Consider the following 22,672-nt stretch of genomic DNA (forward strand, 5'->3'; position numbering starts at 1 on the left):
CCCCAGCCAACTCCTCAACGATTCAAATACCCCAACGGCAGCTGCGTCGTCGACTTGATCTTCTCCATCGCGAAACTCGAGCTGATGTCGGTGATCCCGCTGATCTGGATCAACTGCTTGTACACCGCGTCATACCCCGCAATATCGGGCACCACGATCCGCAACATGTAGTCGGTATCCCCTGCCATACGGTAGCACTCCACCACTTCCGGCAATGTCCCGATAGCGTCATGGAACGTCGCCAGCCATTGAGCGTTGTGCTGGTTGGTGCGCAGGGCCGCGAACACGGTGACTGGCACATTCAGCTCGGCGGCATCGAGCAAGGCCACCCTGCCCCTGATCAGCCCACCCTCCTCCAGCTTCTGAATACGCCGCCAACACGCCGTACTGCCCAGCCCGATCTGCTCGGCCATGTCGGCCACTGGCCGGGTGCAGTCGGCCTGCAGCAGTTGCAGAAGGGCTACGTCGAATTTATCCATCACTGCCGCTCTTTCGGTGATCGAATGCCGCTACAAGGCACCAAGGCGAACAGTATTGCGTATATCGCCTCCTGACCGGAATGCTTTTGCGCATAACGTCCTCGATGACGACCACAAGTCAATTTTTTTCACCCGAATTGGCGTTAGCATTTTCTCAACCAAAACAGCCTCGCCGAGACCCGTTCATGAATAGCCTTCCCGTGTACCTCGACTATGCCGCCACCACCCCAGTCGATGACCGCGTCATCCAGGCGATGGTCGACTGCCTTGGCCGCGGGGCCACCTTTGGCAATCCCGCCTCGAGTTCCCACGCCTACGGTCAGCAGGCACGCCAGGCCGTAGAGCATGCCCGTCGCCAGGTTGCCCAGCTGATCGGTGCCCAGGCCCAGGACCTGATCTGGACGTCCGGCGCCACCGAGTCGAACAACCTGGCAATCAAAGGTATCGCTCAGAACGGCGGCCACATCATCACCAGCGTGCTGGAACACAAGGCCGTGATCGACACCGTCCGCCAGCTGGAGCAAAACGGCTGCGCGGTCACCTGGCTGGAGCCGGACGCCCGAGGCTTGATCCAGCCTCACGCCGTGCAGCAGGCGTTACGCCCAGACACCGTGCTGGTCTCGCTGATGTGGGTCAACAATGAGCTGGGTACCCTCACCGACGTTGCCAGCATCGCCGGGCTGGTCCGTGAGCACGGCGCTTTGCTGCATGTAGATGCTGCCCAGGCAGCAGGCAAGGTCACCATCGACTTGCGTGGCCTGAGTATCGACATGCTATCGCTGTCGGCGCACAAGGCCTACGGCCCCAAAGGCATCGGCGCGCTTTACGTGGGCGCGCGGGCGAAGCCACGATTGCAGGCGCAAATGCATGGGGGTGGTCATGAACAGGGGCTGCGCTCGGGCACGCTGCCAACCCACCAGATTGTCGGCATGGGCGCTGCGTTTGCCTTGGCCGCCGCCCAGATGGACAGTGAAAATCACAAGATTGCCCGCCTGGCAGCGCAGTTGCGCGAAGGCTTGCTGAATTTGCCCGGTGTCAGCATCAACGGCTGCCCGGACCAGCGCATTGCCCACACCCTCAACGTGTGCGTGGACCATCCGGGCTTCAATACGGCAGCGCTGGCCAGTCGACTGGCGGTGTCATCGACATCCGCCTGCAACTCCGCCAGCGCCGCTGCATCCCACGTGCTGCTGGCGCTGGGTCGTAGTCAGACCCAGGCGCTGCGCAGTGTGCGCCTGAGCGTGGGCCGATATTCCGAAGCCGGCGATATCGACACTGCAATCCAGGTCATCGGCCAGGCGCTGGCCGCGCCGGCAAACCCATGGTGAGCACCGACTTTACTGGGTCTTGAGGGCGAAGCTGCGATCGAACGTCGGCGTGACGTCCAGGCGTTTGGGGATCATTCCGCTGTTGAGGTAGAAGTCCGCTGCGGCCTGCTGCTGGCTGACGATCTCGTCTGTCAGCGGCTGCCATTGCAGCTTGCGGCGCTCGAATTGCAGTTTGGCCACTTCCACCGGGAAGCCGATGATCCGCGCCAGGGTCTGAGAGTAGCTGTCGATATTCTCGTAGCCCCAGCGCTGCGCCGCCGCCAGGCGATCGAGGTAATCCTGCAGGGCGGCATGGCGCGCCGGGTCGGCCAATGCTACGTCAGTGGCTGCCAGGTAACTGTTGCCCGCCCATAGCCCCCGGCCATTGACCAATACCCGCGCCTTGTCGACCAGCTCCGATTGCGCCGTATACGGCTCCCACGTGGCCCAGGCATCTACCGAGCCGTTGGCCAGGGCCATCTTCGCATCGACCGGTCCGAGGAAGCGCAGGTCGACGTCCTTGGCCGTCAGGCCTACCGAGGCCAGCGCTTTGAGCGCGATGTAATGACCGATCGAGCCACGGCGAGTGGCAATACGCTTGCCCTTGAGATCCGCCGCCGACTGCAGCGGCGAATCGCCCCGCACGATGACCGCCGTACCGTAGGGGTCGGATTTGTCCACGGCAATGGCCTTGACCTCGGCGCCCGCTGCCAGGGCGAACAATAGCGGGCCGTCGCCGATGATCCCGGCGTCCACGGCTTTGGCATTCAGGGCTTCGGCCAGCGGTGCAGCGGCGGGAAATTCGGCCCACTCGATGCGATAGCCCGGCAGGTCCTTCAGGCCATCGGCGGCTTCCAGTTGCGCGCGCATATTGCCCTTCTGGTCGGCAATGCGCAGGGTCACTACGTCAGCAGCAAAAGCCTGAGCACTCAGACCGATGGCCAAAGCCAGGGCAGCGAACAATCGGGTAGGCGTCCTCACTGGGAAACCTCCCGCGAAGAGGTTTTAGCGTGGTCCAGGTAAGGCGAAACAGTGAACATCTGAGGGCACTCCCGAGGCATTGGCGGTTGGGCGCTGTTGCGCCCTCTTCCGCTTGACTGACGCTTATACGTTAGCGTTTGGTCAGGGCATTTGGAAATGCGATAAAGACATAAGCTAATATTCTATGCGCTGATCTAAGCCTCCAAACATGATGCCATATGCGCATGATTCGCGGCTACCCGGCTTACCCAGCGTTGCGCTCAAGCAGCCACCCTTTCAAGTCGGCTATCTCCTGCGGGTTGATGGAATGGGTCAACCCCGGATAGGTGCGCATTGCTGCTTGCAAGCCATGCTGCCTGAGAAATTCGTCGGCTTGAGTCGCACCCGCGAGCGGAATGCGCTGATCGGCGGTGCCATGACCGATGAACACCGCCAGATTGCCAAAGCCCTGGATGTTCTTCAGTTCGTTGCGCAGCACGGGGAGGATCTTGCCGCTCAAGGCGGCGATGCCGCCGACCTTCTCAGGCGCGCGCAGCGCTAGTTCATAGCTCATCATTGCGCCCTGGCTGAAACCCACCAGGTAGACCTTGCGCGCCGGTGGGTGGTACTTGTTCACGGCCTGGTCGATGAAGCTGCTCAACGTGTGGGTCGATTGGGCCAGATCGGCGGTTTCGCCGTTGTAGTCGCGCTCGTTCGAGGTCTGTCGGAACCACTGGAAGCGACCCGGCGCCAGGGTGATGGGTGCACGTACCGACAGATAGGTGTAATCGGCAGGCAAACCGGTGTACAGCGCAAACAGGTCGAGCTCGTTGCTGCCGTACCCATGCATGAAGATCACCAGCGGCTTGCCGGCCGTTTCCGGCGCAGCCTTCTCCACGTAGCTAAGGGGAAGATCGGTGTGAATCGGCAGATCGGCGTTCGCCATTCCTGAAAAAAGCAGCAATGCGAGGGCGAGTTTTTTGATCATCACCATGGGCTCCTTGGATTGATCGAGGATCGAAAGCGCAGTGAGGGTAACACTACCGTTGGTCGGCTAGCGGGCACCCTTCGACGAGCGGCGTTGCCTTAATTCCGTGTAATCCCACAACGGAGAAGTACCATGATCACAAGAAAGATCGCTCACTTTGCCCTGATCGGGCTGCTGTCTGCCGGTTCCATGGCCGCTGTCGCAGGTTCTGTCCCGCCTGGCAAGGAACCTACTCCGTCCACCCCGAGCACCAGCAACGATGTCCGTACCGGTAACGAGATGGGCAACGGTCGCAGCAACGACGCCAACAGCAGCAGTGGCAGTGCCACCAGTGGTCAGGCCCCATCGGGCCAAGGCTCCATGAGCAACGGCACCGGCAACAGCAGCGGCGCCAACAAAGGCTCGATGGGCACCGGCACTGGCAACGGCGCAAGCTCCGGCCAGGGTACGGGCAGTGGCGCGGGCGGCGTCAGCAACTAAAGACGAGCCAGCACGTCTGCGCGAGTGAGGTGCAAGTCCGTTGCCTGACCGAAATGGGTCAACAGCTCATCGACCACCACCTTCACTCGCCGCGCCATATGCTGGCGATGCGGGTAATACAGCACCATCTCGCCCTCCCCGGGGTGGTGCAGATCCGCCATAACCAATTTCAATGCTCCAGAACGCAGATACGGCCAGGCAACATTCAGCGCCAACTGTGCAATCCCCACATCGGCAAGTACCAGATCCAGCAGTGCGTCCGGGTCGCTGGCGACCATCTGTGCCCGCGGTGTAATGGCCACGACCGAGCCATGCCCGTCCTTGAAATGCCAAGGGGAAACCGGTTTGTCAGTCCAGCGCATGCAGATGCAGCGGTGGTCGATCAGCGCCTCGGGTGTGGTGGGCATCCCTGCTTCCGCCAGATAGCCCGCGCTGGCCAGCAGTACCAACGGTTGTTCACAAAACCTTCGGGCCACCAGATTGGAAGGCTCGACCACGCCGCTGCGCACGGCTATATCAACACCACTGGCCAGCAGGTCGACCGGCCGGTTATCCAGGTCTACCTCGAGCTTGAGCTGGGGATATTTTTCGGCCAGGCCAGGCAGGAGCGGTATCACCCAGCGCCGGCCGAACGACATGCCGACCGAGATGCGCACCGTACCCGAAGGTGATGCCTGAGCCTGGGACATCTTCGCGACGGCCTCCTCGAGTAGGTGCACTGCCGACCCTGCCATGTCCAGGAACACCTGGCCTTCATCGGTGAGCGAAAGACGTCGGGTGCTGCGGTTGAACAGCCTCACCCCCAACTGCCGTTCCAGCACAGCCACGTTCTTGCTCACCGCGGCAGTGGACACGCCCAGGCGCTCGGCCGCCACCGTGAAGGTGCCGCTGTTGACGGATTCCAGAAAGGCGCTGATCCCATGCAGGTTCTTCATTGGCTGCTCAACTTTCCCTTGAAAATCTTTCAACCCTGAATCGCTTCAGGTTGAAGCATACGTGGATTAAATTAGCGCTGTCAGCGAACTTTCAATAGTTATGAACCTGTTCTCATATTGGCTTGATGCCGCACTTTTTTGTTGCAGTGTCGCGCCATTTCCGTGCGCCGACTCGCCGATCGTGAGAATGAAACATCCCTCTGTTACTGTAATTCGTTAGATTTGATCGTCTCAATCCAACCGACTTCGGAGCCTTTCAATGCGCAACGTCTGCGGCAGCATTCTGACCCGCCCTTTGCCTCGATCGCCATCTATCCCACAACTAAATAGAGCAATGATACTAACTAGTTCATGTTTAGCGTAGAGCCATGACTCTAAAGACAAAGAATAAAGCATTGTGCCACTACTTGGGCTAGAGGTCCCGTAAGCCCCGGCCGCTGTGATGTGCAGCATATTGCGCATTGTTACCCGCGATCATTAAGCGCTTTTCATTGACAACTCCCCTGCCCCATTGTGCAAAAGGCCTCGCGCGCAATGGGCGATGTTGTCGCACCGATGGTCTACTTGCGAGATATCAAACATGCTTCCGCAAACCGTCAATAGTTCGAACGTGGAAAAATTACTGGCCTATAGCCAGCGCCGCCGCTTTGGCGCCAACTCACATATTCAATGTGTGGATGAGCGCCGTGAAACACTGTCTTTTATCATTAAAGGCTCCGTCACCCTCTTCATCGAGGACGAAGACGGTCGCGAGATGATCATTGCTTATTTGAACCCCGGGGACTATTTCGGCGAACTTGGCTTGTTTGCCACCGCCCACCAGCACACGGGCAACAGCCCTTGGCTCAGGGCTCGAACCGAATGCGAAGTGGCGGATATCAGCTATCAGCGCTTTCGCGAGCTGGCCCGACGCAATCCGGTGATCCTCTTCGACCTGGGCAAACAGATTGCTCAGCGCTTGCGGCGCACCACGCGCAAGGTCGGTGATCTGGCCTTCGTCGACGTCAGTGGCCGCATCGTCGGCTGCCTGCTGGATCTGTGCAAGCAACCGGAAGCCATGACCCATCCCGATGGCATGCAGATACGCATCACCCGACTTGAAATCGGCAGTATCGTGGGCTGTTCTCGGCAGATGGTGGGGCAAGTGCTCAAGGAACTGGAAGAACGCAGTCTGGTGCACGTACGCGGCAAGACGATGGTGATCTACGGAACGCGTTGAGTGAGCGAGGGGCCCAGGCCCCTCTTCTCTTGCTTCACACCCGCCCCCCCTCAAGGCTGCACGGGCACCTCGCTGGTGGTTGCCGGCGCGGGCCCCAGAGGCGCCTGCTCGCCCTGGATGTAGCGCTCCGCCGCTCGCCCCAGCGGCGCCGACAATGTGGGCCCCATGGTTCGTCCCCGTTGCAGATCGGCGCTGCGTTCGGCCATGCGCTGCAGGTTGAGGTTGTTGGCGCAGCCCATGGGCAGGCGTAGGGTCTGGTTGGGTCCCGGCTCGGCCTGCCCCAGGCAGGCGGCAGGCACCGTGGTGGCGCCCTGGCGCGTGTAGTCCGAATCGTAGGCCGGCACCTCCAGCTCCGTGGCGCAACCGCCCAGTACGACGCACAGCAATGGCACAGCCAGGCGATCAATCGACATAGAAACCAAACTCCGAATGAGTGGGCAGTGTGCCGGTACCCGCTGCCAGCTGGCGCGCCGGGTTGTTGCCATCACTGTCCAGCGGCGTGGCCAGATCATGCGTCGAGCTGGGTTCGACCAGATACGGGGTGATCAGGATCACCAGTTCGGTCTCGCTACGCTGGAACCGCTTGGACTTGAACAGGTTGCCCATCACCGGGATGTCCCCCAGCAGCGGCAGTTTGTCCATGTCCTGGGAATTGCTGCGCTGGAACAGTCCGGCGATGGCGAAGGTCTGGCCGCTGCCCACTTCCACCCGGGTGTCGGCACGACGCACCTGGAAGCTGGGGATGCTGAAGCCGGCGATCTGGACCGGGTTGACCGTAGACAGGCTGCTGACCTCTGGACGCACCTGCAGGCCAATGCGGTTGTTCGGCAGCAGGGTTGGCGTGAATTGCAGGGAGACCCCGAAAGGCTTGTATTCGATGCCCACCAGTTCGCTGTTCACCGGTACCGGCACCGGAATCTCGCCGCCCGCCAGAAAACTCGCCGTCTGGCCGCTGACGGCGGTGATATTGGGCTCGGCCAGAATCTCCAGGAAACCGTTGCTTTGCAGGGCGTCGAGCAGCACGTCGATATTGGCGCTGCCGCTGCTGAACCCGGCGCCGATGGCGTTGGTGGCTCCGGCGGCGGCAGCGCTGGCCAGCGGTCCGCCGGTGACCAGGCCGAAGGTGAAGTTGCCACTGCTGATCAGCGCGTTCCAGTTCACCCCGTATTGCAGCAATTGCTGACGTGACACCTCGGCAAAACGCACGCGGATGTTCACTTGTGGCGAGCCGCGGGCGTAGGTGGTGGTGTTGATCGGCGGATCTTGCGGGCTGGAGCCGCTCACCAACATGGCATTGAGTTCCAGCGCCGAGGTGACGTCGGCCGTGCTGCCCTTGGCCAACAGACGCTTGCCGGCAGGCTGCACCTCGACCAGGTTGGCTGGGTTACGGTCCCGCATGGCTTGCGCGGCAGCCGGGGCAACGCGCAGCTGGACCGAGCCCTGGGTGCTCTCGTCATCGCCCAGGGCAATCAGGTTGGTTTCCCCGCTGGCCTTGCCGTACACGTAAGCCACGCCCGGCGACACTACGCGGATATCGGCCACGGCAGTGTCGGCGACAAACACCGATTCCACCGGTGAGGCGAAGCGCACGATGCGGCCTTCGCCCAATCCGATATCGATGCGCCGCCCCCCATTGGGGTCGACCTCCAGAGCCTGGGCTTGCAGCACCCATAAGGCGGTGGCGAGCAGCAGCATGAAGCGGGGCCAGAGGTAGGGTTGGCTCATTGATGGATTCCTGGGGTTGGCAGGTGGGGATGCGGTGTCTGGGGACTCATTGCGCCAGGGCTCGCTCGGGGGCGCCGTGCAGACGTCCGAGCGTGCCTTCGGGCAAGCCGATGGCGGCCAGCGACTGCAAGGTGTATTCGCGGGTCAGATCCTGATAGCTCAGTACCGGCACATCCAGGTCGTGGCGCACCAGCATCTGCCGCAGATAGCGGCGCAGGTCGGCGGAGGCCATGACCACCGCATCCAGGTCGCCGCTCATGCCATCGAACTCTTTGCGCACCCGCTCGACCACCGCGCGCGTCAGGTCTTCCGGCAACCCCGCCGCACGCCCTGGTTCGGCTCGGCGCAGGGCCTGACGCATCGCATCCTCTAGCGGGCGATCCAACACGTAGGCGCAGATCACCCGATGGGCATCGGCATGCTGGTGACAGATATGCCGGGCCAGCGCCGAGCGGGCGTGCTCACTGATCACGTGCAACTCCAGGTCCCGCGGCCCCCACTCCACCAGTGCTTCGAGTAATGCCCGCAGGTTGCGCACGGGGATGCCCTCATCCAGCAGCCGACGGAAAATCTCCGCCACCCGCTGGATCGGCGTGCAGCGCAGCGCCTCCTTGACCAGCTCCGGATACTCCCCTTCCATCTGGGTCAACAAGGCTCGGGTTTCCTGGATGCCGAGGAAGTCGCCGGCATAGCGGCGCAGGGTCAGGCGCAGGTACTCGCCAATGGCCTGGTCCATGTGCAGGTAACCGATACCGGCCTCTTCCAGTGCCTCGCGCTGTTGGGCCTTGACCCACAGCGTGTCGCGCTTGCGCTGCAGCGCGGTGCCGGGTTGAAACTCCACGCCCAACAGTTGCAAATGGACCGCCTCGTCCAGTGCCAGCACGTGCCCCAGTGGCAGCGCGGAACCAGAGACCCGCACCCCCTCCAGGTCGATGCTGAAGCGCTCGGCCGCCGCCTGCTTGTCGACGCGCACACCGACCGCAGGAAACTGGATGCCCAGTTCGAGCATCAAGTCCTGACGGACGTCCTCGGCACGCTCACGCAATTGCGTCAGGGTGCACTCCTGACGCAGCGCCTCGCTGACCCAGAGCACCACCCGGAACGAGCGGTCATCCGCTTCCTCGCTTTCCACATCCGGTGGGGTGCTCACAGGCTGCAAGGCCTGGGCGCTCATCGTTTCGGCGGCGACCTGACTGGCCTGCGTACGCCGGTGCATGGCGAACGCCGCGCCCCCGAGAATGGCCGCTATGACCAGAAACACCGGGGCCGGGAATCCGGGAATGAACGCCATGCCCAACAGAATCAGGGAGGTGAGCGCCAGCGCACGCTGATTGGCGCCGAGCTGGGTGACGATTTCGGTGCCCAGGTCGCGGTCGTCTTCGGAGGCGACGCGGGTGACCACGATGCCCGCGGCCACGGCGATCAGCAGCGCCGGAATCTGCGCGATCAAGCCGTCGCCTACGGTCAGCAACGAGTAGGTGTGCACGGCGTCGCCGAACGCCATGTCGCGCTTGACCATGCCTATCGCCAGCCCACCGAACAGGTTGACGAACAGGATCACCAGGCTGGCGATGGCGTCGCCCTTGACGAATTTCATCGCCCCGTCCATGGCCCCGTATAGCTGGCTTTCACGCTCCAGCCGACCGCGACGCAAACGCGCTTCCTGTGGCTCGATGTCACCGTTGCGAAGGTCGTTGTCGATGCTCATCTGCTTGCCGGGCATGGCATCCAGGGTGAACCGCGCCGCCACTTCGGCCACCCGCTCCGCGCCCTTGGTGATGACCAGGAACTGGGCCACGGTGATGATCAGGAATACCACCAGACCAATCACCACTTCGCCGGCGATCACGAACTCGCCGAATGCAGCCACGATCTCCCCAGCGTCGCCATCGAGCAGGATCAGGCGGGTGGTGGTGATCGACAGGGACAGGCGGAACAGCGTGCTGAGCAGGATGATGGGCGGTAACGCGGAGAAGTCCACGGAGCGTGCAACGTAGAACGCCACCACCAGGATCAGCAGGCTGAAGGCCATGTTGAAAGCGATCAGCACGTCCACCAGTCCAGTGGGCAGCGGCATGATCATCATCACCACTGCCAGCATCATGAACGCGGCGATCACCACGTCACTGCGCTGCGAAGCCAGTTGCGCCAGGCGGTTGAGGGGGGCCAGGGTCATGGGCTGCTCCTGTGATCCGGTTGCTCGGTAGCGGCGTCGCGGGTGCTCTGCAGGTAGTCGCGAAAGCACCGTCGTGCTTCGACGTGGTCGCCCATCACCCACAGTGCTCGGCACCGCAGCAGTTGCTGGCTCAGTGTGGGGCCTTCCAATTGGCTCAAGCGGCCGATGGCGCTCAAGGCACGCTGGCCGTCGCCGTGGCCGGTGAACACCCCGGCCAGGCTGCGCAGCACATTGATGTCGTCCGGCGCGATGCGGTTGGCCATCAGCAGATAGGCCAGGCCTTTCTGATGCTGACCACTGCGCGCATACAACGCACCCTTGGCGTGCAGCCACTGGGTCACGTCACGCTCGCGCACACTCACAGCGGTTCGCTCACGGCCAACTGCTGTTCCAGGGCGCGATGCTGGGCGATCTCGTCTTCCAGCAGGCTGATGGCCAAGGCCTGCACCTCGGGTTCGGCGCCCATCTGCGGCAACAGGGTATCGATCAGATGCTGGAGGATCTCCAGCGAGCGGGTCGGCGTGAAGATGCCCGGGTCGTCGATCACCGGTTGTGCCAGGCGCTCGATCTCGCGGCGCAGGGCACCACTGCTGGCGGCGCGGCGCGCACGCAAGGCCTGCTCGAATGCGGCGCGGGCCGGGTCGGCAGCACTGGGTGCAGATTTTTCCAGGGCCTGGGGTCGTGTGGCATCCAGGCGCAGCAGTTCACCGAGTCGGCGGGGGTCGATTCTCAACGGCGCATGCTCATAGGGACAATTTGAACTCGTTGCCGTTACGGCTCAGTACCAGTTGCTCAGGCTCGATGCGTTGCAGCACCCACCCTTCGGCCATGGCCGCGCCGGGATACAGCCGTTCGCCCCGCTCGCCCACCACATAAGGCTTGTCACCCAGCCACACGCCCTGGATGCGCACTCGCGGCTGTGCCATCGGCGCGCGCAGGGTGACGGCATTGTGCAGCAGGTAGTCATGGCCGTAGTGGCTGTCGAACCATTGCTGCACACTGCCCCAGCGTGCGCGCTGGTCGGCATCGAGCTCGCCGCTGACCCGCAGGTAATTGTCTTCGGCGGTCACGCTGAGCATCGGCAGACGCGCCTCGCTCAGTTGCTGGCGCAGCGCCTGGGCCACGTCTTGCTCACTGGCAGGCGGCGGGACCGGGGCCTCCAGCGCCGCCAGATTCACCTGAGGCTGGGGCGCGGACTGACTGACGCTCATCGCCGAGTACAGGCCGACGGTCAGCGTCACCGCTGCCATGGCCAGCAGCGGCAGATGCCGTTGCGCCCACAACAGCGTCGGTGGCAGTGGCGCGGCCAACGGTTGCGGCGCGCTGATCTGTAGCAGGGCCTGACCGATCTGAAGTTGCACGGGCAATGGGCAGCGATACCCGGTGCCTCGAGCCACGGTGCGTTCGCCCACTTGCACATCGCCGGCGACAGCTTCGACGGCTATGCCGCGGCCCTTGAAACGCAGCATCGCATGGCCCGGAAGGACGCCGGAGTCGGCCAACAGGATGTCGCTGTCGACATCGGTTCCGATCCGGTACCCCGGCCCGTCCAGCGCCAGGGTAACGCCGGCATGCAAGCCGCCGATGACGCTCAATTGCGGGGCAGTGACAGCGGGATTGGCGAGCAAAGCGATCACAGTCAGTTCTCACTCTTGCATGTTCGAAAAGGTGTCGCCGCTATCGGCGCCACACTGAAAATACGTTTGAGGCGGGATCGATCGCGCAACGTGCTGCGCAGGTTGCAAGGTGCCGTTGCGCCACGCACTGCGCAAACGGACAGGCGGGCAACGCTGAACGTTGCCCGCCTGAGAATCAGTTCTGAGGACGCTGTTTCGCGGCGTCGAGCTCAGTCTTCTTCTCGGTGGTGACTTTGGTGATCTCTGCCGATTTCTCGATTGCGGAATCGAAGGCAGCGGTCATTTTTTCGATGGCTGCATCAGCGCCGCCGCCAGTGGAACCGGTTGTTGGAGTGGTGCTCATCTCAATGTTTCTCCTTGCTTAAGGGAAGGACAACATGTCCAAGGTACTCTCACCGAAACTGCATGTTGAAGCGTGCTTCGAAGCCCGGGTCCGAAGCGCGTTTCGACACGAAAGAAAGTACACCGTACGCGTGTTGCGTTCAGCGTCGCCGCTGTTGAAATGACCGGTAGGTCACAGTAAATACTGAAGATAAATTTATTGCGCGGCGTCGGGAACATGGCGTCAGAAACGGCGAGGCAGATGCGTGCCAATGATCGCGGTGAAACATGGCCAAATGCTTTTATCAAGAACGGCGTCACCTGATTACTCCGTGGCTGGACGTTCATATCAAGCGCGCCCCCACCAGGATGTCAGCTACGGCCTGGAAGGTGTCATCGGGGACCGCTTCGCCCACTGCCTTGACGGCGATGCGCTGCGCCAATCGGCTGTTCACCGCCCGGGCGATGCCGTGCTGGCTGGCCTCGGCCACCAGCTTCGCCGAATCCTCCGGCCCCGCCCGACTGACGATCACCGGCACTGGGGTTTCGCCCCGCACATAGCGCACCGCAACGGCCCAGCCACCCGCTTCGCCGATGATCAGCGTGGCGTTGTGCACGCCGCGCTTGGTGGCCAACGCCTGCATCGCCCGCCGCTGACGGTGGCGTTCACGCTTGATCAGTGGATCGCCGTCCGAATCCTTGTTTTCGCGCTTCTGGTCGCTCTTGGTCATGCGCATTTCCCGGCCGAACAGCCAGCGCTGCATCAGCACGTCGAGCAGGCCAACCGCCAGGAAGGCGATGATCCCGGTGATTACCAGAGGCGTCAGCAATTGGAAGAACGATGAGTAAACGCAAGGTGCGCCGCAGCGCGCGGACTCCATCAGGCTCTGCAAGCCGGTGCGATACACCAGCACGAAGGCCACGCTCAGCACCACCAGCTTGAACAGGGTCTTGAGCACTTCGATGACGCTGCGCATCGAAAAGATCCGCTTGAAACCCTGCACGGGATCGATACGTTCGTATTGCGGCTTGATCGGCTCGCCAGAAAAAATCACCCCGCCCATCACCGTGACGTTGGTCAGGATCACCGTTGCCACAGTCACCGTGAGCACCGGCCAGGCGGCGGCGAACAGCAGTTCGATGGCCAGCCCTTGCACCCGCGGCCAGACACTGGCAAACGGCTCGACGTAGATGCGCGCCACCAGCTCCAGCAGCTCCCGGGCCTTGACCACGACATCGCTGGCGGTAGCGGCCAGGCATACCGTGCAGGCCAGGATCACCATGCCGGTGACCAGGTCCTGACTCTTGGGCACCTGGCCCTTGTTGCGTGCATCGCGCAGCTTCTTCGTCGAGGCCGGAAGCGACTTCTCTTCGCTGCTGTCATTGCTCACGTGTCATTGCTCACGATGCAGGGCCCTCAGCCGTTGACTGCCGTTTCCAGCACCTGGAACAGTCCGCGCATATTGCCCAATTCGGCCAGCATGTAGGGCACCAGGAACGCCACGTAGACCACCATCAGAAACGAGAACAGCAAATTCTTCAGCGGCAGCGACAAGTCGAAGACATGCAACTGCGGCGCCATGCGCGATACGTAGGCCAGCAGCAGATCCGCCACCAGCAAGGCGATGACGATGGGGGCGACCATCAGCACGCCGATCTCCATGACCCGATCCAGGATGCGCATGATTTCCAGTGCCGTGCCCTGCCCCACCACCGGCATGAATTCCAGTGCGGGCCACAACTGATAGCTGCGGTACAGGCCATCGATGGCCAGGGTGAACCCGCCGGACATGAAGAACAACGCGATCAGGGTGATGCTCAGCAAGGTCGAGGTGATGCTGGACTCGCCGGCGCTCAGCGGGTCCAGCAACTGGGCCATGGTCGAGCCACGTTGCAGGTCGATCAGTTCCCCGGCCACTTCCGCCGCCCAGAACGGAATGCCAAACACCAGGCCAACCAGCAGGCCAATGGTCATTTCCTTGATCATCAAGCCCATCAGGGCCAGCGTCGAGGGGTCCTGGCCCGAGGTCAGGGCTGCAAACACTGCCGGGGCCACCGGCAGCGCGATCACCACCGCGACGGCAGAGCGAATCATGCCGGTCAAGCCCAGCCGATTGAACGCCGGGGTGATCAGCACCATGCCCAGTGCCCGGGCGACTGCCAGGGACAGCGCCGTCAGGTAGGGATAGGCCAGTTCGAAAAGGGCCGTGGTACTGGCGAAGTTCACTGGGCCATGACCTTAGCGGGTCCACACGGCGAAGTTGTCCAGCACATGGCTGGCCAGATTCACCACCTGTCCGGCCAGCAAGGGCCCAACGAAGATCAGTACCAGAAGCACGGCCACCAGTTTCACCGCCTGGGGCAAGGTCTGGTCCTGGATCTGGGTCAGCGCTTGCAGCAGGCCCACGCCAAAACCGATCAGGATGGCCACGGCCAGGGCCGGCGCCGACAGCAGCAACACCGTCATCAGCGCATCGTTGAGCAGCCCGAGGAAGACGTCCTGGCCCACGTCAGCCTCCGTAACTCATGATCAACCCGTGCATCAGCCGCGACCAACCACTGACGGCAACGAACAGGAAGATCTTCAGGGGAATCGAAATCAAGGTGGGCGACACCATCATCATGCCCATGGCCATGAGCACATTGGACACGATCAGGTCGATCACCAGAAAGGGGATGTACAGCAGAAAGCCGATCTCGAAGGCGCGGGTCAGCTCGGAACTGACGAATGCCGGGATCAACACCACCAGGTCATCGTCGCGAAGGTCGGCCCGCGCTTCCTCGCTCCAGACGCTTTCGGTGGCCTGCATGAAAAAGGCTTTCTCGGTGTCGGTGGTGTACCGGTTCAGGTGCGCCTGCAGCGGGCCCCGCAAGGCGTCTGCGGTTTCGCCGATGTCTTCGACGCTCTGCAGGCTCATGGGGCGGTTCTCGAACTGCCGAGCCATTTCACCCACCAATGGCGTAGTGACGTAGACGGTCAGGATCAAGGCAATGCCATACAGCACCAGATTGGGCGGGGTCTGCTGCACCCCCAGAGCGTTGCGAATCAGGAACAGCACCACCGAGATCTTCAGGAAGCCGGTCATGGTCACCACCGCCAGCGGCACCAGGCCGATGGTGGAGACCACCACGATGATCTCGATCAGGTTGGGTTGCACTTCATTCATGGGCAAGGCTCGTTACCCGCACACCCAGACCTTCGCCGATGCGTACCAGCTCACCGCTGCCGATGACCTGGCCGTCGACGCACAGCTGCACCGCATCGCCCTGCCCGCCTGGCACGGTGAGGACGCTGCCTTCGGCCAAGGTGCGCAATTCGGCCAGTGGCAGCTGCCAGCGACCGACCTCGCACACCAAGGTCAGGGGGGTGGTGTCCAGCGGCTCGGTGGGGGGCGTCGGCATGGGGCAAGTCCTTGGGGTGGAATCGAAATCGAGGGAGGTCAATAATTGCAGGGTGTTGGGCCCCTGGAGCGCGACGGCAGCGCCGTGCTGGTGGTTGACGACCAGACGCATGCGCGGCTCGAGCATCACCACCGCCCCCGGCACCAGCTCGGCCCAGTCGCCGGGTTCCAGGCGCTGCCAGCCGCGCTCCAAGGCCACCGGCAAGGCCAGGTGCGGCCAATGGCCCGGGCGGGCCGGCGTGCAGGTCTGCCAATGCTCGGCCAGTCGCTGTAGCAGGCGCGGGCCCAGTACCAGGCTCAGAGTGTGCTCATCGATACGCAGCCCTACGGCGACCGCCTCGGCGAGCTGCTGTGGGCCCTCGGTGAAGATCACCGTGCTGCCCAAAGCCGCTTCCACAGGGTTCAGGGCGTCGAGCAAGGCGAATTCGAACAGCAGGGCCCGTTGGCCAGGATCAGCCGCCTCCAGGGCGGCGGCCAGATCAGGCGTCAGGCTGTGCAGGGCGTCGGCGCTCAGCCACAGACAACCCGGCTGTTCATCGCAACTGAACGGCAAGCACAGGGCGTCACCCGCACTCGTCGGGGCAGCCATGAAGCTGACCTGTCGCACCTGGCCAGCCCAGTGCCAGCTCAAAGGCTCGCGCGGCCGCAACAACAGGTTCAACGCGTCGATCGCCGTGGATGGCATCACTGGCAACTGCAACGCCTGGGGCGCGTCAACGGGCGACATGGTGGGGGATGTCCTCATTGATCAAGTCGGCCAGGGTTTCAGCGCGGTGCTGCTCGAGCCGCTGCTGCCGGACGCCGAGATCCGCCAGCGCCTGCACCTGGCGTTGTCGCTGGGCCAGTGCCGCCTGCCGCTGCGCGCACTCCTGCTCGCTGGCGTCATGGGCGGCGATGGCCTGGTCGCGAGCGTTGTACAGCGCTTGCAGGCCGGCCCGGCCCTGGGCCTCACGGTCCTGGAAGGCTTGCAGTTCCAAATAGCCCAGCGGCTGGCGCAGTTGCTCTTGCCAATCGGCATCACGCTGCGCTTCATAGCGCTGCTGGTAGAGGCTGCACGCCTGCTCGGCGGCCTGTCGCTGGTGACACAGCTCGGCGCTTTTGGCTCGCTGTTCGCTTAACGCCCGAGCGGCCTGGCGCTCGCGAAGGGTACGCAGGCGGCTCAGGGCGGTCAGATCAGCGGCGGAAACGATCATTCCAGAAGCCCCGACATGGCTTTGAGGGTGTCGCCGAAGCTTACGTACTGGTCGGCAGGCTGGCGCAGGAACGCCTCAATGGCAGGTTGTCTAGCTACGGCGGCATCGATGCCCGCGTCCGTGCCGCTGCGGTACTCGCCCACCCGCAGCAGCAGCTCGACTTCGTCGTACTGGGCCATGGATTCACGGATGGCAGCGGCGCAGCGGCGTTGCAGCGGGCGACTGACCGCCTCCATCAGGCGGCTGCGGCTGCGCAGCACATCGATGGCCGGAAAATGATTGCGCTGGGCCAGGGCGGCGCTGAGGACGATATGACCGTCCAGGATCGAGGTCACTTCTTCGGCCACCGGGTCGAGGCTGCCGTCGCCCTCCACCAACACCGTGTACAGCCCGGTAATGGTACCCATCGCGCCGGGGCCGGCACGTTCGAGCAGCCTGGGCAATGCGGCGAAAAACGACGGCGGAAAGCCGCGGCGGGTCGGCGGTTCGCCAGCGGCCAGGCCGATCTCTCGTTGCGCCCGGGCGAAACGGGTGACGCTGTCCATCAGCAGCAACACGTGTTTGCCCTGGTCACGAAAATACTCCGCCAGGCTGGTGGCAACGTGGGCAGCTTTGACCCGTTCCATGGCGGGACGGTCCGAGGTCGCCACCACGGCCACCGTGCGGGCCCGGGCCGCCGCGTCCAGTTGTACGTCGAGCAACTCGCGCACTTCCCTGCCCCGTTCGCCGATCAGCCCCAGCACGATCACGTCGGCGTCGGTGCCCTTGACGATACTGGCCAGCAACGACGACTTGCCCACCCCCGGCTCACCGAAGATGCCCACACGCTGGCCGCGGGCGACGGTCAACAGGCCGTCGATGGCGCGAATGCCCAGTTGCAGCGGATGCTTGATCAACAGTCGGCTGAACGGCGCGGGCGGTTCGGCGTGCACCGGGTAGCGCTGCACCTGCAGCGGCTGGGTACCTCGGTCGCCGTCCAGCCATTCACCCAAGGGACTGATGACCCTGCCCAGCAGATGCTCGCCGACGGGCACGCTGAGCAGCTCACCGGTGGGAATCACTTCGCAGCGGGTGGACAACCCTTCCAGTTCGCCGATGGGCGTGAGCACGGCTTCGTCATTTTCGAAGCCCACGACTTCGGCGGGAATACCGCGGCCGGTGACCGGGTCGTACAACTGACACAGTTCACCGATGCGGGCCATGGGCAGGCTGGCGTAGACCATGATGCCGCGAATGCGCCGCACCCGGCCGCGCACCGGTCGAGGTTGGGCGCTGTGCAAGCGTTGCGCGAGCCTTGGGACGATGGCGGCGAAGTCGAACGCCGCACTCATCGCGCCAGCCCCAGGGCGTTGCGCAGGCCCTGCAGTTGCGCGTCCAGGCTCAGGTCGATCACCGCCGCCGGGCTGCTCAGCAGTGCCTGGCGTGGACCGAGCGCCGCGTCCTTGAGTACTTCGATACGCGGATCATCACCGAGCAGTTCGCCTACCGCCCTGTGGTGTTCGGGCGCGACGCGCAGGGTCAATCGGTGTTCGTCGCGAAAGGTCGGCAGGGCCTTGCGCACCAGCCCGGCCAGCAACGCTTCATGGTCCTGGTCTTCGAGCAACTGGCGCACGGCGTCCAACGCCAGCGCCGCCAATTGCCCCTCCAGCCCTGAAAGGTAACGGTCTACCTGCCCATGAGTGGCGAGCAACAGCGCTGCTGCCGCCGCAGCGCCCTCTTCCCGGCCTTGCGCAAAGCCTTCGGCGCGCGCTTGCTCGACGGTTTGCGCGGTGCCTTCGAGCAACGACGCCGCTTGCTGGCGAGCCTGCTCGAGGAACGCGTAACCTTCGGTCCAATGCTGCGCTTCGGCGGGGCTGAGGATGCGCTTGCCGGGCTGGCTGGGCAGTTGGCTCACAGGCCGCCCTCGCCTTGGGCGTTGCGCCATTGCACCACGCTGCGCATGATCGCCGGGCCGCGTTGCAGTACCGGTTCAGGCAGACTTTCGGTGCTGCGCCGGTCGCGGACTTTCAGACGCTGCCAGGCGCCCAGTGCGCGAGGTTGATCATTGAGCCAGGCATGCAGGCAATTCTCGCCCTCGCGGCTGACCGCTTCGTCCAGCGCTTCAAGGCCGGCGGGCAGCGGCTCGTCGCTGGCCAATTCGCGGCTGTTCAATGCCAACTGATACAGGGCGTCACCAAACCTCTCACGCAATTGCAGAACCTGCGCTGCGCGGATCTCGCCGGTGAAGGCGCGGGCCCAGTACACCACCCCACAGGCACGGCTGAGCGCGTCGATGTCCATGGCGGGCAGCATTGACGCGGGCACATCGGCAGCGACCGGTGGGGTCAGTTGGTCCAACGGCGAGAGGCCATGACGCTGCTCCAGCAACCGTGTCAGGCGGCTTTGGAACCGGGGTTGCTCGAGCATGGCCTGCAAGGTGGTCAAGGGCAGGCCCAGGCCTTCGAAACAGGCCTGCAGGCGGCTCAGGTGCACAGCGCTCAGGGGTTGCGCGGCGAACTCGGTCCAGTCGGGTTGCAACGGGGTGTTCAGGGCAGCACTGCTCATGGCATGGGTACTCATGGTTGCTGAACGAGGGCGTAACTGTGGGGCCGGCGGTCGCGGCGAATCAGGTAGATCAGCGCACCCGCCAGCGCGACGATCATCAGGGCCATGATGCTGAATATCAGGGTGGCCAAGCTGCTGCTGGAGGCGAGAATCCAGATGCCCATGAAGGATTTGAGCGGCGGCGCCACTTGCTCTGCACTTCTGGCTGCCGCTTCCACGGGGATCACCGAGACGCCGTCGTAGCTCAGGCCGGAGATGCCGTTGGCCACCAGCGTCTTGATCTGTGGGATCAGTCGCTGTACGTCCATACCGGCCTCATAGCGGATGAACACCGACGCCGAAGACGGGGCCACATTGCGCTTGAGCAGATCGTTGTCCGGCAGCACCACATGGACGCGGGCCGAAACCACGCCATCGACTTCGGAAACGGTGTGCGCCAGTTCTTCGCTCAGGGCATAGATCAACTGCGCCCGCTCCTGCACGGGCGAGGACACCAGGCCGTTGCTCTTGAACACCTGGCCCAGGTTGGCAAAGTCCTGGCGAGGCAGACCCGCCTCGTCGAGGATGGTCATGGCTTCGGCGAAGCGGTCTTCGGCAACGGTCACGGTCAGACGCCCGTCCTTTTGCACCACCCGGCCCGCCGGAATGCCCTGGTGCAGCAAGGCGGCAACCATGCTGTTAGCCTCGCGCTCGGACAAATTGGTGTAGAGCTCGGTCTTGCAAGCCTGCAGCATGCACAGCAATGCTGCCAGGGCGATCAATCGGGCCAGTCGTCTCATGCCTTGTCGTCCATCCTGAGCGCTGTCATTGGCCACGCAACAGTGTGTTGGCGGCGCCTGATACCTGGGTGGCACCGCGCACCACCATCTGGGTTTCGATGGAATGGTCGAACATGACGCTCAGGGAATCGACCACTTGCTTGAGCTGCTGGTCGGTGGTTTTCGGTTGCCCGCTTTCAGCGCTCTGGCCGGGTTGCGCGGGCGGCTGCATGGGCGATTGCTGTGGCGCCTGGCCGGCTCCGTGCGCAGCGAAGCGTTGGCTGCGGTCGATGAACCCGTCCAGGTTGTCCATGACCTTGGCCCCCAGCTGGCTGGGGCTCGCACCTTGCGGCACGGCCTGGGCCTGCTGGGCCATGTGCTCGAAAATACTTTGAGACGCGGGGCTGGCGATGTCCTGGCCAACGGTGGGCGGTGGAAGCGGCAAACTGGTGGTAACAGGCAGCGTCATGGCCAATACCCTTGCAAGCGGAAGAAGAAACGGGGCGCCCGGGCTCGCCCCGACGGTTTACTCGTCGGACATGCCTTCGTTCAGAATCTCGTTGGCCTTGGGCATGATGATCATTTGTCCGGCAACAGTGATGGCACCGGTGATCATGGTGTCGGTGAACTCTTCGTCGGTCATGCCAGTGGCACTGTCGACGGCGGCGTTGAACTCAGTTTCGCCGCTGGCGGGTTCGGCGCCTGCGGCGCTGGGGTCGATCGAGTTGACAGCCATTTACGTCTCCTTGCGGGTGATGGCCTGACGGCCTGGGTGGGTAAAGGAATGAAGTGGAAGTCAGCGGCTCTGGGACACCACCTGGGGCTCGGCGCCACCGCGGAAGACCCGCACGCCCCGTTCGGCGCCCGGGCCGGATACCTTGGGCCGCAGCGCTGCCAGACGTTGGTCGACCATCGCCACATAGCCCGGCGGGCCCGACACGCTGACTACCGAGTGGGCGGCGTCGTAATCGACGGCGATGCGTTCGCCGTTGAACGCCAGTTGCTGCAGGGTGGCGTCCACCGCCAGTGCATTGAGCCTGGAGGTGTCGAAGATGCGGTTTTGCAGATTCTTGTCCGAGTCGACGAACAGGGTACTGCCGTCGAAATACCAGACCAGACCATTGGCACTGGTCACACGAGAAATGAATTCGTGCACCGAGCCGGCCTTGAGCTTGCCATGCACCTTGCCCTTGACCTGCTCGGTCATGACGACAGGCACATTGAGGTTGCGGCCCAGCTCGCCGAGCACGCCGCGCACGTCCTGGTCGATCACCAGATAGTCGTAAGGCTGCAGCAGCCAGGGCTCATCTTCCTGCGCGGCGACGCTCGACGCTGCGCAGAGCACCGTCGCCAGCACCCAGGCCCTGGCGGCCCACTGCTTGAAGGGGCGTAAACAACGAACTGGAATCATCGATTGGCGCCATCCACGATCGAGGCTTGGGCTTCAAGCCGGCTTGGCATTTGTGCATTTACAGTGCGCAGAACGATTCATGCGCGCAATCGGCGATGGTGGTTAATGTGTCGGACCTGACACTTTCGGCCCGAGAAATGCGCGATAGTGAACTTAACCCGGGTTGTCCAGTCACCCATGGGCTGCATCAAGCGCTCATCTGTGTAGAACATTCGATCGATGGCCGCCAGGCCTTCGTAAAGGAGTCGTGTTTGTCACCACTGCATTGGCCACACCTGTCGCTTTTTGCTGCTTGCGCCGTACTCGCGGCGTGCTCTTCCACACCTTCCAACACTTCGGCCACTGGCCCCGCCGACGAGCAGGCACGGCTGCTGCAACTGGCCAGCGACGTCGAACGACGGGGCGATCCCGGTTCGGCGGTGGCGCTGTACGAGCGTGCCGCCGTGGTGTCCAATCAGGACCCTCAGGTGATGCGCGAACTCGGCAGTGCCCGCCTCGCCGCAGGTGACGCCCAAGGCGCCGCTCGGGCGTTTCGCGGCGCGTTGGCCAAGCAGCCTGACGATGCCCAGGCCCTGCTGGGGCTGGGCACCGCGCAGTTGCAGGCGGGCGAACCGACCGGCGCGGCCCAGACCCTGAGCCGTGCGGCGCCTCGGGTGGACAGCGCCAGCGCCTACAACCGCTGGGGCGCGGCCGCCGTGATGGCGGGCGATACCGAAGCCGCTGTGAATGCCTTTCGCCAGGCCAGCCAGCGCGAGCCGGGTAATCTGGACATTCGCACCAACTTCGCGTTGGCCCTGGCGCTCAATGGCGAGTTTGCTCCCGCTCAAGCCGAGATCGCTCAGGTCGTCCGCTCGCCCCTGGTCAAGCCCAGCCATCAGCGTCAACAGTTGCTGATCCTGACCTTGGCCGGCAAGGACGTGGAGGCCGGCCGGGTGTTTGCCGACATGCCCCGAACACAGCGCGATCGGTTGCTGACCCAGGCCAGAGCCATCCGCGCGCTGGATGATCCCGCCCAGCGCGCCAGGGCCGTCGGCGTGCTGGCTCGCGACGCGCGCTGAAGGCGTGCCCGGCAGCCCACAAACCTCGGATAATTCGGTATTCTTGGCGCCCTACCGCGCCCATGCCTCTCAAACAAGGA

28 protein-coding genes are annotated in these 22,672 nt (G+C 63.5%); 4 read left to right on the top strand and 24 right to left on the bottom strand.

Translation table 11 applies throughout. The features are described 5' to 3' along the window. Window positions 1-14: 14 nt before the first annotated feature. Window positions 15-479: an Lrp/AsnC family transcriptional regulator gene (locus tag B3397_RS00115; RefSeq protein ID WP_296246132.1), complete on the bottom strand. Its 465-nt coding sequence runs from the start codon at window positions 477-479 to the stop codon at window positions 15-17. 185 nt (window positions 480-664) lie between these two features. Here B3397_RS00115 and B3397_RS00120 point away from each other — a divergent pair, with 185 nt between their 5' ends. Continuing rightward, window positions 665-1,807 carry a cysteine desulfurase family protein gene (locus B3397_RS00120; protein WP_296246134.1) on the top strand — a complete coding sequence of 381 codons (1,143 nt, stop codon included), beginning with the start codon at window positions 665-667 and terminating at the stop codon, window positions 1,805-1,807. Between the two features lie 9 nt (window positions 1,808-1,816). Here the strand turns inward: B3397_RS00120 and B3397_RS00125 are convergent, their stop codons facing one another. Beyond that, on the bottom strand, window positions 1,817-2,767 hold the full coding sequence (locus B3397_RS00125; RefSeq protein ID WP_414704326.1) for an ABC transporter substrate-binding protein: 951 nt from the start codon (window positions 2,765-2,767) through the stop codon (window positions 1,817-1,819). 244 nt (window positions 2,768-3,011) lie between these two features. Beyond that, window positions 3,012-3,734 carry an alpha/beta hydrolase gene (locus B3397_RS00130; RefSeq protein WP_296246139.1) on the bottom strand — a complete coding sequence of 241 codons (723 nt, stop codon included), beginning with the start codon at window positions 3,732-3,734 and terminating at the stop codon, window positions 3,012-3,014. 132 nt (window positions 3,735-3,866) lie between these two features. On the opposite strand from B3397_RS00130, the gene B3397_RS00135 reads away from it, so the two are divergent. Beyond that, on the top strand, window positions 3,867-4,214 hold the full coding sequence (locus tag B3397_RS00135) for a hypothetical protein (RefSeq protein ID WP_296246141.1): 348 nt from the start codon (window positions 3,867-3,869) through the stop codon (window positions 4,212-4,214). Here the strand turns inward: B3397_RS00135 and B3397_RS00140 are convergent. Beyond that, window positions 4,211-5,149 carry a LysR family transcriptional regulator gene (locus B3397_RS00140; RefSeq protein WP_296246142.1) on the bottom strand — a complete coding sequence of 313 codons (939 nt, stop codon included), beginning with the start codon at window positions 5,147-5,149 and terminating at the stop codon, window positions 4,211-4,213. The genes B3397_RS00135 and B3397_RS00140 overlap by 4 nt on opposite strands. Window positions 5,150-5,729: 580 nt before the next feature. On the opposite strand from B3397_RS00140, the gene crp reads away from it, so the two are divergent. After that, window positions 5,730-6,368, top strand: a complete 639-nt coding sequence (gene crp, locus B3397_RS00145; protein ID WP_296246144.1) for a cAMP-activated global transcriptional regulator CRP — start codon at window positions 5,730-5,732, stop codon at window positions 6,366-6,368. A gap of 50 nt (window positions 6,369-6,418) precedes the next feature. On the opposite strand, the gene B3397_RS00150 is transcribed toward crp, so the two are convergent. The 20 genes from B3397_RS00150 to B3397_RS00245 form a co-directional block, all read right to left on the bottom strand. Next, entirely contained in the window at window positions 6,419-6,781 is a 363-nt protein-coding gene (locus B3397_RS00150) for a hypothetical protein (protein ID WP_296246146.1), read from the bottom strand. Further along, entirely contained in the window at window positions 6,771-8,093 is a 1,323-nt protein-coding gene (locus tag B3397_RS00155) for a type II and III secretion system protein family protein (protein ID WP_296246148.1), read from the bottom strand. The genes B3397_RS00150 and B3397_RS00155 overlap by 11 nt, the downstream gene beginning before the upstream one ends. Before the next feature lie 46 nt (window positions 8,094-8,139). Beyond that, on the bottom strand, window positions 8,140-10,269 hold the full coding sequence (gene sctV, locus B3397_RS00160) for a type III secretion system export apparatus subunit SctV (protein WP_296246149.1): 2,130 nt from the start codon (window positions 10,267-10,269) through the stop codon (window positions 8,140-8,142). Beyond that, entirely contained in the window at window positions 10,266-10,631 is a 366-nt protein-coding gene (locus B3397_RS00165) for a type III secretion protein (protein ID WP_296246150.1), read from the bottom strand. The genes sctV and B3397_RS00165 overlap by 4 nt, the downstream gene beginning before the upstream one ends. Continuing rightward, window positions 10,628-11,002 (bottom strand): hypothetical protein, encoded by a 375-nt coding sequence (locus tag B3397_RS00170; RefSeq protein WP_296246151.1) that lies wholly within the window; start codon window positions 11,000-11,002, stop codon window positions 10,628-10,630. Before B3397_RS00170 ends, B3397_RS00165 begins: the two co-directional genes overlap by 4 nt. 10 nt (window positions 11,003-11,012) lie before the next feature. Next, entirely contained in the window at window positions 11,013-11,906 is an 894-nt protein-coding gene (locus B3397_RS00175; protein WP_296246154.1) for a SctD/MshK family protein, read from the bottom strand. A gap of 175 nt (window positions 11,907-12,081) precedes the next feature. After that, window positions 12,082-12,249, bottom strand: coding sequence for a hypothetical protein (locus B3397_RS00180; protein ID WP_296246156.1), 168 nt, complete (start codon window positions 12,247-12,249; stop codon window positions 12,082-12,084). Between the two features lie 322 nt (window positions 12,250-12,571). Further along, window positions 12,572-13,618 carry an EscU/YscU/HrcU family type III secretion system export apparatus switch protein gene (locus tag B3397_RS00185; RefSeq protein ID WP_296246158.1) on the bottom strand — a complete coding sequence of 349 codons (1,047 nt, stop codon included), beginning with the start codon at window positions 13,616-13,618 and terminating at the stop codon, window positions 12,572-12,574. A 26-nt stretch (window positions 13,619-13,644) separates the two neighbouring features. Next, a complete protein-coding gene (gene sctT / locus B3397_RS00190) occupies window positions 13,645-14,454 on the bottom strand; it encodes a type III secretion system export apparatus subunit SctT (protein ID WP_296246160.1) in 810 nt (269 codons plus the stop codon). Between the two features lie 12 nt (window positions 14,455-14,466). After that, window positions 14,467-14,736, bottom strand: coding sequence for an EscS/YscS/HrcS family type III secretion system export apparatus protein (locus B3397_RS00195; RefSeq protein WP_296246161.1), 270 nt, complete (start codon window positions 14,734-14,736; stop codon window positions 14,467-14,469). 1 nt (window position 14,737) lies between these two features. Then, window positions 14,738-15,394, bottom strand: a complete 657-nt coding sequence (gene sctR, locus B3397_RS00200; RefSeq protein WP_296246164.1) for a type III secretion system export apparatus subunit SctR — start codon at window positions 15,392-15,394, stop codon at window positions 14,738-14,740. Then, window positions 15,387-16,355, bottom strand: a complete 969-nt coding sequence (locus tag B3397_RS00205) for a FliM/FliN family flagellar motor switch protein (RefSeq protein WP_296246166.1) — start codon at window positions 16,353-16,355, stop codon at window positions 15,387-15,389. The genes sctR and B3397_RS00205 overlap by 8 nt, the downstream gene beginning before the upstream one ends. Further along, complete coding sequence (locus tag B3397_RS00210) at window positions 16,342-16,821, bottom strand: hypothetical protein (RefSeq protein ID WP_296246168.1); 480 nt, start codon at window positions 16,819-16,821, stop codon at window positions 16,342-16,344. Before B3397_RS00210 ends, B3397_RS00205 begins: the two co-directional genes overlap by 14 nt. Next, window positions 16,818-18,152: a FliI/YscN family ATPase gene (locus B3397_RS00215; protein ID WP_296246170.1), complete on the bottom strand. Its 1,335-nt coding sequence runs from the start codon at window positions 18,150-18,152 to the stop codon at window positions 16,818-16,820. The genes B3397_RS00210 and B3397_RS00215 overlap by 4 nt, the downstream gene beginning before the upstream one ends. Further along, window positions 18,149-18,715 carry a type III secretion system stator protein SctL gene (sctL, locus tag B3397_RS00220; protein ID WP_296246173.1) on the bottom strand — a complete coding sequence of 189 codons (567 nt, stop codon included), beginning with the start codon at window positions 18,713-18,715 and terminating at the stop codon, window positions 18,149-18,151. Before sctL ends, B3397_RS00215 begins: the two co-directional genes overlap by 4 nt. Further along, window positions 18,712-19,365 (bottom strand): type III secretion protein, encoded by a 654-nt coding sequence (locus B3397_RS00225; RefSeq protein WP_296246174.1) that lies wholly within the window; start codon window positions 19,363-19,365, stop codon window positions 18,712-18,714. The genes sctL and B3397_RS00225 overlap by 4 nt, the downstream gene beginning before the upstream one ends. 11 nt (window positions 19,366-19,376) lie before the next feature. Beyond that, entirely contained in the window at window positions 19,377-20,144 is a 768-nt protein-coding gene (gene sctJ / locus B3397_RS00230) for a type III secretion system inner membrane ring lipoprotein SctJ (protein ID WP_296246176.1), read from the bottom strand. 25 nt (window positions 20,145-20,169) lie between these two features. Then, window positions 20,170-20,592, bottom strand: coding sequence for a hypothetical protein (locus B3397_RS00235; RefSeq protein ID WP_296246178.1), 423 nt, complete (start codon window positions 20,590-20,592; stop codon window positions 20,170-20,172). 57 nt (window positions 20,593-20,649) lie between these two features. Beyond that, complete coding sequence (locus tag B3397_RS00240; RefSeq protein ID WP_296246180.1) at window positions 20,650-20,859, bottom strand: hypothetical protein; 210 nt, start codon at window positions 20,857-20,859, stop codon at window positions 20,650-20,652. 60 nt (window positions 20,860-20,919) lie between these two features. Continuing rightward, window positions 20,920-21,534, bottom strand: coding sequence for a type III secretion protein (locus B3397_RS00245; protein ID WP_296246182.1), 615 nt, complete (start codon window positions 21,532-21,534; stop codon window positions 20,920-20,922). A 251-nt stretch (window positions 21,535-21,785) separates the two neighbouring features. Here B3397_RS00245 and B3397_RS00250 point away from each other — a divergent pair, with 251 nt between their 5' ends. Beyond that, complete coding sequence (locus tag B3397_RS00250; RefSeq protein WP_296246184.1) at window positions 21,786-22,592, top strand: tetratricopeptide repeat protein; 807 nt, start codon at window positions 21,786-21,788, stop codon at window positions 22,590-22,592. Window positions 22,593-22,672 lie beyond the last annotated feature (80 nt).

The sequence above is a fragment of the Pseudomonas sp. UBA4194 genome, assembly GCF_002379585.1.
GTDB lineage: Bacteria > Pseudomonadota > Gammaproteobacteria > Pseudomonadales > Pseudomonadaceae > Aquipseudomonas.